This is a genomic window from Bacillus sp. FJAT-45066 (genome assembly GCF_002335755.1).
GTDB classification, from domain to species: Bacteria; Bacillota; Bacilli; order Bacillales; family Bacillaceae_I; genus Bacillus_CD; species Bacillus_CD alkalisoli.
Map to the genome: position 1 here is coordinate 1039872 of NZ_NISQ01000001.1, position 12936 is coordinate 1052807.

At 33.3% G+C, this 12936-nt stretch carries 17 protein-coding genes and 1 pseudogene; 15 read left to right on the forward strand and 3 right to left on the reverse strand.

Going from position 1 to position 12936, the window contains the following annotated elements:
• Positions 1-22: 22 nt before the first annotated feature.
• The 6 genes from CDZ92_RS05245 (at position 23) to CDZ92_RS05265 (ending at position 4878) form a co-directional block, all read left to right on the forward strand.
• On the forward strand, positions 23-397 hold the full coding sequence (locus CDZ92_RS05245) for a RidA family protein (protein WP_096154155.1): 375 nt from the start codon (positions 23-25) through the stop codon (positions 395-397).
• Between the two features lie 57 nt (positions 398-454).
• Positions 455-1555 carry a threonine synthase gene (locus CDZ92_RS05250; protein ID WP_096154156.1) on the forward strand — a complete coding sequence of 367 codons (1101 nt, stop codon included), beginning with the start codon at positions 455-457 and terminating at the stop codon, positions 1553-1555.
• Between the two features lie 69 nt (positions 1556-1624).
• Positions 1625-2731, forward strand: coding sequence for an alanine racemase (locus CDZ92_RS05255; protein WP_096156920.1), 1107 nt, complete (start codon positions 1625-1627; stop codon positions 2729-2731).
• 168 nt (positions 2732-2899) lie between these two features.
• Complete coding sequence (locus CDZ92_RS20475) at positions 2900-2977, forward strand: putative holin-like toxin (protein WP_227521584.1); 78 nt, start codon at positions 2900-2902, stop codon at positions 2975-2977.
• Positions 2978-3304: 327 nt separating this feature from the next.
• The gene (locus tag CDZ92_RS05260; protein ID WP_096156921.1) at positions 3305-4135 is read left to right on the forward strand and encodes an SPL family radical SAM protein; all 831 of its coding nucleotides are present in this window, start codon (positions 3305-3307) and stop codon (positions 4133-4135) included.
• A 53-nt stretch (positions 4136-4188) separates the two neighbouring features.
• Entirely contained in the window at positions 4189-4878 is a 690-nt protein-coding gene (locus CDZ92_RS05265; protein WP_255249784.1) for a nuclease-related domain-containing protein, read from the forward strand.
• Between the two features lie 327 nt (positions 4879-5205).
• Here the strand turns inward: CDZ92_RS05265 and CDZ92_RS05270 are convergent, their stop codons facing one another.
• A complete protein-coding gene (locus CDZ92_RS05270) occupies positions 5206-5325 on the reverse strand; it encodes a DUF4023 domain-containing protein (RefSeq protein WP_096154158.1) in 120 nt (39 codons plus the stop codon).
• A gap of 186 nt (positions 5326-5511) precedes the next feature.
• On the opposite strand from CDZ92_RS05270, the gene CDZ92_RS05275 reads away from it, so the two are divergent.
• The 6 genes from CDZ92_RS05275 to CDZ92_RS05300 all read left to right on the forward strand — a co-directional run bounded on the left by CDZ92_RS05275 (position 5512) and on the right by CDZ92_RS05300 (position 8759).
• Positions 5512-6117 (forward strand): alpha/beta hydrolase, encoded by a 606-nt coding sequence (locus CDZ92_RS05275; RefSeq protein ID WP_096154159.1) that lies wholly within the window; start codon positions 5512-5514, stop codon positions 6115-6117.
• Between the two features lie 136 nt (positions 6118-6253).
• On the forward strand, positions 6254-6625 hold the full coding sequence (locus CDZ92_RS05280; RefSeq protein ID WP_096154161.1) for a hypothetical protein: 372 nt from the start codon (positions 6254-6256) through the stop codon (positions 6623-6625).
• Between the two features lie 40 nt (positions 6626-6665).
• A complete protein-coding gene (locus CDZ92_RS05285) occupies positions 6666-6890 on the forward strand; it encodes a hypothetical protein (RefSeq protein ID WP_096154162.1) in 225 nt (74 codons plus the stop codon).
• Between the two features lie 161 nt (positions 6891-7051).
• On the forward strand, positions 7052-7723 hold the full coding sequence (locus CDZ92_RS05290; protein WP_096154164.1) for an HAD family hydrolase: 672 nt from the start codon (positions 7052-7054) through the stop codon (positions 7721-7723).
• Between the two features lie 178 nt (positions 7724-7901).
• Positions 7902-8201 carry a hypothetical protein gene (locus CDZ92_RS05295; RefSeq protein ID WP_176483716.1) on the forward strand — a complete coding sequence of 100 codons (300 nt, stop codon included), beginning with the start codon at positions 7902-7904 and terminating at the stop codon, positions 8199-8201.
• A 15-nt stretch (positions 8202-8216) separates the two neighbouring features.
• Positions 8217-8759 (forward strand): hypothetical protein, encoded by a 543-nt coding sequence (locus CDZ92_RS05300; protein ID WP_096154166.1) that lies wholly within the window; start codon positions 8217-8219, stop codon positions 8757-8759.
• A gap of 189 nt (positions 8760-8948) precedes the next feature.
• Here CDZ92_RS05300 and CDZ92_RS20410 read toward each other — a convergent pair whose 3' ends face one another.
• Both CDZ92_RS20410 and CDZ92_RS05310 read right to left on the reverse strand, forming a co-directional pair.
• On the reverse strand, positions 8949-9437 hold the full coding sequence (locus CDZ92_RS20410; protein WP_303621589.1) for a CBO0543 family protein: 489 nt from the start codon (positions 9435-9437) through the stop codon (positions 8949-8951).
• A gap of 219 nt (positions 9438-9656) precedes the next feature.
• Complete coding sequence (locus CDZ92_RS05310; RefSeq protein WP_096154169.1) at positions 9657-10424, reverse strand: class I SAM-dependent methyltransferase; 768 nt, start codon at positions 10422-10424, stop codon at positions 9657-9659.
• Between the two features lie 286 nt (positions 10425-10710).
• Between CDZ92_RS05310 and CDZ92_RS05315 the strand changes: the two genes are divergently transcribed.
• The 3 genes and pseudogenes from CDZ92_RS05315 (at position 10711) to CDZ92_RS05325 (ending at position 12681) form a co-directional block, all read left to right on the forward strand.
• Positions 10711-11247 carry a GNAT family N-acetyltransferase gene (locus tag CDZ92_RS05315; protein WP_096154171.1) on the forward strand — a complete coding sequence of 179 codons (537 nt, stop codon included), beginning with the start codon at positions 10711-10713 and terminating at the stop codon, positions 11245-11247.
• A gap of 571 nt (positions 11248-11818) precedes the next feature.
• On the forward strand, positions 11819-12370 hold the full coding sequence (locus CDZ92_RS05320; RefSeq protein WP_096154173.1) for a hypothetical protein: 552 nt from the start codon (positions 11819-11821) through the stop codon (positions 12368-12370).
• A gap of 18 nt (positions 12371-12388) precedes the next feature.
• Positions 12389-12681: pseudogene (locus CDZ92_RS05325) on the forward strand (RNA polymerase alpha subunit C-terminal domain-containing protein).
• Positions 12682-12936: the final 255 nt, after the last annotated feature.

A 12936-nucleotide genomic window follows, 5' to 3' on the forward strand; every position in this document is an offset into this window, starting at 1 on the left:
TTAAAGAAACGAGGAGAATTCAATGAAAAGTATTTTTGAAGTTGGAAAATTAAAGTCAAATGGGCATTATGCTCTGGCAACAATTCATAATGAAACGGTCTATGTTTCTGGTCAGTTTTCTATTGATCCGACAACCCGTGAAAAGAAATTTGGAACCATAGAAGAAGAAACATTACAAGCGCTTAAAAATGTAGAAATGATTTTAGAAGAAGCAGGAAGTAAAAAAGACCAAATCATACGGATGACACTATACATTCCAGATGTTAAATTATGGGGTAAGGTGGATGCGGTATATAGAGAATTCTTTGGAGAGTATAAACCTGCACGTACAGTGGTGCCAACAAATGAATTGCATTTTGGTTTCAAAATTGAAATAGATGCGATTGCCTATATTTAGTACTATTTTTATATAGTGGTTTATATTTTATATAAAATATAGAGGAGGGGTCGGCATATGGAACAATATAGATGCAACAGTTGTGGACAAAAGCATACTGTTACGGCTACTAGGTGGCGCTGTGATTGTGAGGGAGTCTTAGATTTAGTGAAAGATAAACCAACAATTGATGTAACTGTTTGGAATCAGTATCCGAATTCGTTGTGGCGCTATTTCGAAACCATGCCATTTTCAAAAGATTCAAAGACTTGGGAATTGATCACAATGGGTGAAGGTCAATCTCCTTTAATCGTTCTTGATCCTCTAGAGCCTCATACATATGTAAAAGTAGATTACATGATGCCAACCCTATCGTTTAAAGACCGAGGTTCCGCTATTCTAATGACAAAGGCAAAGGAACTTGGCGCATCAAAAGTGATAGCCGATAGTAGTGGTAATGCGGGAACATCGATTGCTGCCTATGCCGCACGGTGTAACATATTGTGCGACATTTATTTAAGTGCTGAAACCTCTCCAAAAAAGATTGCTCAAGTAAAAGCACACGGTGCAACGATTAAGGAAATTCATGGTACTCGTGAAGACGTGGCCGCTGCAGCACAAAAAGCAGTAAAGAAAGAAAACGTGTTTTATGCAAGTCATGTGTACAATCCTTTCTTTTATGAGGGGACGAAAACGTACGCATATGAAATTTTCGAGCAACTAAAAGGTGTACCGGATTCATTAATTATCCCAGTTGGGAATGGTACCCTATTGCTTGGGGCTTACTTTGGTTTTCGAGAGTTATTAGAAAACGGATTGATTGAAAAAATGCCAAAACTAATTGCTATCCAAGCAGCTAACTGTGCACCTCTTGTCCGTGCTTTTGAAAGTGGGGAGGAAACTACTACTGCTGTCGTAAACAAAGGGACACTAGCAGAAGGAATCGCCATTGCATCACCAGCACGCGGAAAACAAATTCTTGAAGCAGTTCGTGAGACTAACGGTACGTTTTTAGCCATTAACGAAGATGAAATACAAATTGCCCGGTCCATACTCGCTACTAAAGGTTTCTATGTCGAGATCACATCAGCTGTTAACTATGCTGGCTACTTAAAATATAAGAACTCACCAGAAGAAAAAATAATAATTCCTCTTTGTGGGGCAGGGATTAAATCTTAGAGGATCGTATGCTAAGGCTACCTTACATACATTTAAATTTTTCTATAGGGAGAGATGATGATGATGATGATGAAAAGAAAGGAATTAGACACTCCATGCTTATTAATTGATCGAGAAATCATGATGGGAAATATTCGTAGGATGCAATTATATGCCGATAAGTACAACGTTCAACTTCGTCCACACACAAAAACACATAAAATGCCTGCTCTCGCTAAATTGCAGGAAGAGATAGGTGCAAAAGGTATTACAGTAGCAAAAGTTGGCGAAGCAGAAGTAATGGCTGAGAACGGACTAAACGATATATTTATAGCAAATGAAATAGTAGGAGAAGGTAAATTAAACCGTATAAAAAAGCTTGCCGAATCAATTGATATTTCCTTTGGTGTTGATAGTATTGATCAATGCAAAATGATAGAAAAAGTCTTTAGTGACAGTCAGAAGCAGGCTCAAGTTCTTATCGAGATTGAAGTGGGTGAAAATCGCTCAGGTATTATTGAAGAAAATGATTTCATACTTTTAGTAGATTATATAAAGAATTGCTCTCATCTGAACTTAAAAGGAATCTTCTCTCATGATGGTCATACTTACAAAGCAAAAGATCTTGAGGAATGTCGAAAACTCTATAACGAAGCTCAAATTCGAACACTTCATTTTGCACATTTAGCGGAAAAACAAGGGTCCAAACTAGAAACGATTAGCATTGGATCTACTCCGCCTCTTTTGCATGATTTTGGGGTAATGGAGGGGATTACTGAGCTTCGTGTGGGAACCTATATCCTCATGGACGTAGCTCAAGGAAATGCAATGGGTACATTCGCCAATTGTGCTGCAACTGTTTTAACAACGATTATCAGCAAACCTACAAAGGAACGTGTAATTACTGATGTTGGTGCAAAAGGGCTCACGATGCAGTCGCGCAGTCAGGGAATATGTGCAACTACAGGCTTAGGTTATATTAAAGACTTTGATGACGTTTATATTGATCAAGTTTATGACGAACACGCAATAATTTATAATGAAACATTCAGTAATCAAGTAACAATTGGGGAAAAACTAGAAATTATCCCAAATCATATTTGCCCAGTTTGCAATTTATACGATTACGCCTACCTATTATCTGGAGAGGAAGTGGTAGAGGAGATTCCGATTCTGTGCAGAGGAAAGCTACAATAATTCAAAAGGCTATCGTAACCCTAATTCTAAAACGAAATTTACTCATAGCTTTAGGAGACACCGACAGATTATGTTATTTCTAAAATAAGAACACTTGTTCCTTATTTTGATTTGATATATAATCAAATTAGTGCATTACCCCAGTTGGAAGGGGGTGATGCCGATATTATGACAACTTTTCAAGCATTAGTGCTTATGATTGCATTTGCTAGTTTAGTTGTATCTAGCGTAAAAGACAAAAAATAACCCAACCTTGAGCGTGACAGCGAAAAAGGGTGGACTCTAACTGAATTGCTGACTCCCTTGAAGGGAACCTGCTATTGTGTGGGCCGTATGGTGTTAGCGCACCAAAGGTCTTTTTTAGTATTTGCTTGTTTTTATTTATATAATATCGTTTTTTTTAAATAATAATACTATAAAGATTTGTTTGTGGTCAGTGATTTTGACCAGTCTATGTCTAAGTCCCTAGTGGTTGTTGACAACAAAGCCACTGATGGAACAAAAAGCACCCTATTACTGTTTAGGGGGTAATATATTAATAAAAATAATTAGAGATGGATGATAGGAGCGAATATGAAGAAAAATATCGAATTTACTCATAAAGTACCTTCCAAATTATTAACTCCTACTAGTGGTTTTCTAAAGGGCTATAGCCATTCTCTTAATCCATATACTGGCTGCTCTTTTGCCTGTTCTTATTGCTACGTAAGGAAAAGTCCAGTAGGTCTTTTTAGAAAACAAGAGTGGGGGACATGGGTTGATATTAAGCAAGTAACAAAAGAAAAATTATCACGTGAATTAATGAATTTAAGAAAGAGGAATAAGGAAATAACCATTTTTATGTCTTCTAGTACAGATCCCTATCAACCAATTGAATATCGAGAAAGAATTACAAGACAGTTATTAGAGGCAATGGTTGAAGTGCCTCCAGACTTTCTATTTATTCAAACTAGAAGCCCATTAGTGACTAGGGATATCGATTTGATTGCTAGATTAGGAGATAATGTAAGAGTTAGTATGACAGTGGAAACGGATAAGGAATCAGTTAGAAAAAAATTTAGTCCTTTCGCTCCTCCCATACAAGCAAGACTTAAGGCTTTGCGACAGCTAAAAGAGCATAACATTCCCGTTCAAATAGCAATATCACCTGTCCTACCATTCTCGGACCAGTTTCCAAAAACCTTATCAGCGCTTGTCGACCGAGTCGTAGTAGATGATTTCTTTTCTGGTGATGGAAGTCAAGGGAGAAGAACAGAGAAGCTTAATATTAAAGAGTTGTATGACCACGATGATTTAAAAGACTGGTATGGTGAACATGCACATAAGCATGCTATGAAATTATTAAAAAGCTCATTTAAAGATGAAAACATATTTTTTAGTCAAGAAGGCTTCGCGCCTTATTAGGACTGAAGATATGTACAGACCAAAACTAAGCGATATAAGTAATTGGAGGCCCTATGTTCTTATTCTTAAACATATTTAAAAAGAAACAAAAACAAAGTACGAAAACTAAAGAAGTAAAACCGGAAATGAAAAAAGAGAAGATAGCCGAACGTAAAGGGGAACTTGGAGAATATAAAATTGATATACAGTTAGCTCAAATGCCTAAAGAATATAAGTATGTAACGGACATTATGATTAAGAATGATAAGTCGAAGTCAGGCTACTCGCAAATAGATCATGTCCTTATTACATCATATGGCGTATTTGTTATTGAAACTAAAAATTATCAAGGCACGATATATGGTGGGAAAAATAGAAAGCAATGGTTAGTAAACGGAAAGATAAGGTTTATGAGTCCTTTTATACAAAATTATGGTCATATTCAAGCCTTAAAAGGAATTTCGACACAAATGGATCATTTTTTCTCTGTCGTATCTTTTACAAAACGTTGTACGTTTAGATTAGACGAATTGGATTATAGAAAAATAGATTCTGATCATCTAGTTGTATACGACGTAGAACTTTCAGAGTTTATTAATAGAAAAATTTCTGTTTTGAAGCTTACCAAGCAAACACCTATTTTAAACGATCAGCAAATTAACGAAATATACGAATCGCTTCAACATGCAAATATTACAGATAAAGAGTTAAGGCAAGCACATGTAAAAGCACTAAATGAGATTACACCGAAAAAATTTCTATAACAAATTATGAATGTGCTTTGTGTAAGAAAAAAGTAACGGAAAAAGTAGCACAATATTGTATGGCAAATAAGAAGTTTAATGGTAAGGTTGATTGTTTTGACCACCAAAAGGAAATCTGAGTTGCCACAAAGAATTTTATAAAGATCTTATTCTTCCTAATCCATCTAAATAAAACAGGCACTTATGCAAATTCCTATTTTTTAAGGTAACAGCTGGTCACAAAAGAATAGGTTAAGTGAATTCAGTAGTGGAAAATATTTTCGGGATGTTATAGAAAACATACAAAAAGGATTTGTCCTGGACAAATCCTTTTTTGCTCTTGATTACTTAATGTTGTTTATTCGGTAATTTCTTTTCTGGATGTCCTTTTCCTTGACGCTGTCTATTTTGTTCATCCTTTTGTTGCTTGTCTTGTAGTTTGTCGATAAATTGTTTTGTATCGTCCATTCTTCATTGTCCTCCTTATCTTTAATTGCTTTTTTAGGGTTCCCGATTGAGGGGGAAAATATGTATTGATCTGAGTTGAACTAGCAGCAAAGAAGATGTGCCTAGAATAGAGGAAAAATAACTTGAAGAAGGAATAATGAATCATATTACAGAATAGAGAGCTATATAAAAGTTAGGAGTGAGAAGATGGAGACAAATAATAAAAACATCCCTTTTAGATTAATAGAACAAAAAGAAGAATCAAGTAACTTAGTTATTATCTTACCCGGTGCTAGTTACACAACGCAGGCTCCATTGTTACACTTTACTACAGGCTTATTTTATACAAAAGGTTTTGATGTATTACACATTAACTATTCCTTTAATAAGCAAGAGATGGATGCTCTTAGTGAAGAGAATTTTACAACAGCTGTACAACGTGCAATCGACGAGGCCTTAAAAAACAAGAAATATCGTAATTTTTATATAGTGGCTAAATCAATAGGAACAATAGCTTTAAGTTATCTGCATCAACATACTACGTTTGAAAATGCAAAATTAATATGGTTGACCCCTTTATTACAAAGAGATGATGTATGGAACGCAATGGTTAGTAGTGATAAAAAAGGACTTTGTATTATTGGAGATAAAGATAGCTGCTTCATTGCAGAACGCTATGAAAAGTTGAAAAATAATTCTCATCTACTTTTAAAAGTAGTAGAAGGGGCAAATCACAGTTTAGAGCTTGATGGTGAGCCGATAGAATCTATTGAAATAGTAAAAGATGTAATTTCGGCTATTAATGATTTTTAACTTTTAGACTGTTAAGGATTGTACTTAAAGTAACTGGTGCGATGATCTAAGAAGGGTTGTCGCTTACTTTTTGCTGAAGTTTTTAACTAACGAATCAGAATAATTGTAGAAAAAAGATAAAAAGGGGAGATGGATTGTGAAAATATCAAGAGTTTTGTTAAGTATTGGTGTAACAATAATAGCAATTTTTATTTTTCTTGGGTACTTGTTTTTCGTTGAAGGGCAGTATGTTTCAACGAATACAATTGGGGTGCAAGAAATAGAAGTTTCAGAAGAGGAAATCTTTATAAAAGGCATTTCTTCTGACAGTGGAAATGGTTTTAGTAAGCATACGTACTTTTTGGAAGATGAAAATCTTTACATTAAGTTAAAGTATAGCATCGTAAGTATATTTAACCCTGCTGGTGATTTTAATATAATTATTACGCAGCCAACCAATGAAATTAAAAAAATTTATATTCAAGGTAACAAAAAGGACGATAAAAGATTAGTTTGGGGAAAGCAATAACGTAGACAAGCTACGATATAATCACTTGGATGAGAATTTTTTGATTAATGTTACTACTATATCTAATTTAAACCAAGAGTGGATTGAAGTTTTAAAAGAAAATATTTTAGGATTTGAAATCCACGGTTTAGATTACACAGCAACTGAAGATAGAGATAGTTTATCACGAACGAGCATAACGAAAGATTTTTGGGTGAGCATATTGAATCTGTTTGATAAGAAAGCCCAGGAACATAGGAAGGAATTAACAGCGTTACAAAATTAACACTGGCGTTTCATAAGGTAGGAATACTTAATAAGTTTTTTAACTAAGAAATCAGGTTTGTTGCATTACCGTGTGCTTCATACCAACAAAGGATAAACGCTTAGTGGAACTATCCAACTAATATTATCTAAAGGAAATAGGAACAGAGGGAGTATAATACCGTGATATTTTTTGACATAGATGGAACATTACTTGACCATGACAAAGCTGAAAAAAATGGCGCTATTGATTTTTTAAGAAATTACAAAAACGAAATAGAGTGTAGTGAAAACGAATTTGTTGAAAGATGGTTTACCTTATCTAATAAATATTTCGAAAAGTTTTTAGCAAAAGAAATGTCCTTTCAAGAACAAAGAAGAATGAGAATTAAAGATTTGTTTGGTCATCATCTAAGCGACAAGCAAGCAGATACAAAATTCAATAATTATTTGGAATTATATAAAAGTAATTGGTCTGCTTTTGAAGATGTGATTCCTTGCTTAGAAAAATTAAAACAACAAGGGTATCATCTTGGTATAATAAGTAATGGTGATTATAATCAACAAGTAGAAAAGTTAGAGCGAATAAGGATCCAGCATTTTTTTGATTGTATTATTACCTCAAGTGAAATAGGAGTGGCTAAACCTAATCCTATTATCTTTCAAGAAGCATGTGTTCAAGCGAACGTTTCATTTTATGAAAGTTATTATATAGGAGATAGATTAGAAGTTGATGCAATTGGAAGTACAGATGCAGGGCTGGTAGGAGTATGGATAAATCGAAAAAATAACACTACACATAAAGGTGTAAAAGTGATACATAGTCTTGATGAGTTAACCTTGTTAGTAATTTAATATTTCTTATTAAAGTAAAGAGTGTGATGATCTAACATTATGGCTGGAGTTCGAAAAAAGATGTAGGAAATGAAATAAGAACACTTGTTCCTAATTTTATTTTGTTGTATAATTTATTTAGTATAACACCAAGTAATTTCTTCTCTTTTATTTCTCCAAAAGGATGTGTTAGTTTACTGTGATAGCACTAGTTAGAGAAAAGGAAGCTCCTACGAGTTATATTCATCATGACCAGCTTTTCAAACAATTAATTCACACATTTTTTCCTCAGTTTTTAGAAGCTTTTTTTCCAGAAGTGTATGAGTATGTGCACTTTTCAAGTTTACAACCATTATCTGAAGAAGTGTTTACTGATGTTTTTGAAGGCGAAAGTGCAGATATTGTTATGGATACAAAATTAAAAGTATTTAGTGTCAGTGACAGAATGAAACTTTGTGTAAGGTTATTCGTAAATAGTACTAACAAGTTACGGTTGTGAAAAGAGGTGTAAGTAATGTATAAAATCTTTTGTTCTATTATTGTTATTTATTTAATTTTCTTAACGGGATGCTCGGATTCACCAAAGTATAATGATGAAGATGTTGCTGCAATAGTAAGAGGAGAAGAGATAACAATTGGTGAATTACGTTTTTTATATCCTGATGAAAAAATACTTAGTATGATTGACGGGACGATAAAAGCTACATTAATAATACAAGAAGCAAAAAAAATGAACATCGATGTGTCCTTAGAAGTAAAAGAAACGATTGAAGCGTTGAGTGATTACCCACCTGACCATATAGATACTAAGACAGCAAATTCAATTCGTGAGTTTGCTAAACCACAAGCTGAAAAACTCGGTCTAGCTCCAGAAGAATATTATAAAATGTACATTGAGAAGACAAGTGAAACAAGTGCGTATATTAATGCTTATATACAAAGGGTTCTAGGTGAACCAACAAAGGATATTGAAAAGTATGATGAACAAGCAAATAAGCATCTCAATGAATTAATTGAAGAAAATAAAGATGAGATTAAGAAACTAATCCATAACTAATGGAATTGTAGCTTCAACTATTGGGAGCGATTGTTCAATAAGAGCAGTCGCTTCTTATACTAACAAAGCAGGTTAGTGAATATGAGAGGTTACCTTCTGATTGATCGTCAATGCAACAAAAAAAGAGTAGTGAATGCTATAAATATCGACTACCCTTTTGAGTATTTATAGATGTTCGAAATTATTTTGTTAATTGACTTGGTTCTTAAAAAAGTATCTATAGTAGATATGTGATATATAGTAAGATAACGACATTGTTATAAAGCTCCAGTACCACGTCCATTTTTTGTACTTAATTAGGGTAGTATACTTAACAGCGAATGCTTCGAAAAAGGTAATAATTGATGAGTTGAAAAAAATATATAGCAGTTTTATAACACTGTTCCTCTTTTCAGGATAATACAAATTAAATAATGTACATAACGCGGGATAAACAAAGTATTCGAAAGTAAAACTTGACTTAATGGTTTTCTTGAAAAAAAGACGAGTAGGATAGGAAATTAGATTTTTTTCAACTACTAGTAATCCAAATAGCGATGTAACTAATTGTTTAAACATAAAAGCTACTTGAGCTTCTCGAAATTTGTTCTTAGGAACAAATTTGATCAATAATAGTGCAGTAACTACACAAGCCGAAATTTCAATTGTTTTTTCTAACTTGTCGTTCAATAGAATCACCTCTCTGCATATAGGTTGGGTAATAATCTTATGTTTTATGTATTTTTTACACAGTACAAAAACACTATTCAAATGAAAATTTTAATGCATAGAATAAATATGGACAATATAATGATAAACGTAGTATGTTCAATTGAATTTTCCTTTAAAGCAGAAAGAGCATTAACGAAAAATGCCAATACTCTGATTGTAATTAATGTTCTTCTTTAACTGTATTTGTCATTGTTTTAACCGACAATGAACAACCATAGAAATACTATCTTTTGTGAAGTCGTCTTTCTTCCATGAACCATAAAGATGTAATAGTTCAAATCCAAGTATATCTAATAATCTTTGTAACTCCATTGGAAAAACGTAGCGAAGGGAAATTGAATCTCTTTTAGTATGAATTAATTGCTTATTTTCCAAAATATCAGTATGTGTGACACAATATAAAATTTGGTTTTCATGATTGTACTTTTCATAGTGCTTTTCTTTTACAATTTGTTTGTCCTTATTAATATAGGACTCCTCATATTCTTCGTCCATTGATAATTCAGCTAAGATGGGATTTCGTGTATCAAAGATGAATTGCCCATTTGGTAATAGATGTTTTTTTACTGATTGAAATAATGAATCTTGGCTCTCATTTGTTAAAAAATGTTGAAAAGAATTACCGGTCATAAAAATTAGAGGCGATTTATAAGGTAATTCCAATTGCGTACAATCTTGTTGCTCAAAAACAATTTTTACATGTTCTTCAGCTGCTTTTTGTTTGGCTCGACTTAACATACCATCATGTAAATCTATACCTACCATATTAATCCCACTTTTAGCCATGGGGATTGTTAATCTACCTGTTCCGCATGCAAGCTCTATAACCCGTTGTTCCATACCATTTGCATACTCCATCATATACAGTAAATCTTCATGATAATTCCCATACATTTCATCGTATTTCTCAGGGTTTTCATATTTATCGAAATTGTTTTCAAAAATCTCTTTCATACAATTGCTCCTCCTTTAATAAAGAAGCAAAATAGTATTTTTGTTATTTTGCTTTACTTATTCTTTTAAGATTAAAGTTACTCAGTTTTCCCATTCGAATCAAAACCTTCAATGCAATAAAATAGTATATCATATTTTGACTATTCAGTAAGTGAAACACTTTTAAATATATATAATAGGAAGAAAACAGTAACAGATGAGAATCGAATAACGTCCTCATGCAGCAGGGAACTTTTCTGAGATTCATTCGTATAAATAGAAGAAATAAAGTGAGAGGATGTTGACCATGTTAAACTCAAAAAACCTTCGATTACGAAAAATGGACAAAGAAGATATTGAAAAATATCATTTATGGAGAAATGATATAGATGTTATGGCAACTACTAGTCTAGCCCTAGATGCTTATACCTTTGAAGAAACGAAAGAGTTTGTAGAGAAAGTTATACTAAATTCTAATTCGTCTAAGAGCTATATAATAGAAATGAAAGAGGATAACTTTATAATTGGTGTAACATCTCTTATTAATATCGATACAAAAAATAGAAATGCTGAGTGTATTATTGATATTGGAGAAAAGGAATACTGGGGCAAGGGGTATGGGACAGAAGCTCTAAAGATATTACTTGATTATGCTTTCTTAGAATTAAATCTACATCGTGTTTTACTAAGGGTATTCTCTCTTAACGAAAGAGCTATACATATTTATAAAAAACTTGGATTTGTGAAAGAAGGAGTAGTCCGAGAGAGCTTATATAGAAATGGTAAGTGGCATGACATTATTACTATGGGAATTCTTAAAAAGGAATATACGAGCGGGCAATAATAAAATTATAATCTTCACCTTAATAACAATACATAATGACAAAACTAGGTAATGTGGAGAGTGAACATATGGCGTATTTCAAAACACTTAAAGAAATACAGCAGCTTCAATGGGAACTCTTTATTGATTATCTGTTTATACATTTAGTCATCATTGTATTAGGTTTAGGAATAGTCATTTTTGTGGTTTTTAAGAAATAGGCTATGTTAAAGCTTGTTGTTGTTTTTTGTCAGTCTAGCGGTTGATTTCCGCGCATATCGAAGACTCCTCGTAAATGCTCCCGCATTTCCTTCGTGCGATGTATCGCTGAGAAGCCTTCCTTGTCCTGCGGGAGAAGCGGGGAGCGGGAGACCCCGCAGGAGCGAATGCGACGAGGAGTAGGTTTTTTCACGCTAGTGAAAATAACCTTCCTTTTCAACGCCCGCGGAAAGCGAAGATATGTGCGGAAATCAACAGCGGTCTTTAACACAAACAAGAAAAAAAAACATTAAATCTGAACAATGAATTTTTTCTTTTTATTATAATAGGCTTTGGGTTTTATTGCGGCTAATGCAGATAGGGGCTTATACAAATGAGTATTAAACCAAAGATAATATCAATTGCAGCTTTTTCCGGTGGAGGAAAAACTACAATAACGAAAAAATTAGGATCGGTGTTACAAGATACACAAGCTTTGTTTTTTGATGATTATGATTTTAAACAGGCACCTGTTGACCTTATAAAGTGGGTGAATCAGGGAGCTGATTATAACCTTTGGAACTTAGATCCAATGATAGGAGATATTGAATCGATAAAAGTCTCTAAAGAAGTACCATCCTACATAGTGCTAGACTATCCGTTTTCCTATATGAACGATAAAATGAAAAATTACATTGACCTATCTATTTTTATTGACACACCTTTAGACGTAGCAATGGCCAGAAGAATACTTAGAGATCACACAAATAGCCAAATTAGCGAAATACATAGCGATCTACATTTTTATTTACAATTTGGAAGAACTGCATATCTAGAAATGGAGGACAAAATAAAACCTAATGCAGATATAGTTATTGACGGAACATTACCTCCAGATCGCATTGTGGAACTTATCAACAAAGAAATAAGAGATAGAGTTTTTTGAAGCAAAAGAGGAAATAGTTTGACATCAAATAAAAGTTTGAAGGTTTGTGAAAAAGGACATTAGTTTTACAAAAGTAGCGATTGTCCAAGTTGTCCTACCTGTGATAAAGAGAGTCAACCGAATAGCGGCTTCCTCTCGAGCTTAGTTCACCTGCGAGAAATGCATTGGTTCACGAAGGAATTGACACTTTACAAGAACTATCCAACTATACGGAAAAAGAAATATTAAAAATACATGGTATTGGGCCAGCTTCCTTACCTGTGTTAAGAACCTCCTTAGAAGAAGAGGGTTTAGCTTTTAAAGAAAAATAATAATATTGTGAAGTACTTTACATAATTACCGAGCATTCCATCAATAAGGAATGCTTTTTTGTATGTATATAATAGGAAGTAGAAGTATTTCACTTGAATGTACATATTTATAACATTACTTTCCCAATGTATATTAGTCATTATTCGTTTTTCGTATAGTAGTAAAACATTATGAAAAGACTCATTTAATAAAAAATTATAAAATAAATCAAAAAAAGTTGATAAATAATACTTGTAATTTGCAACTTAAAATGG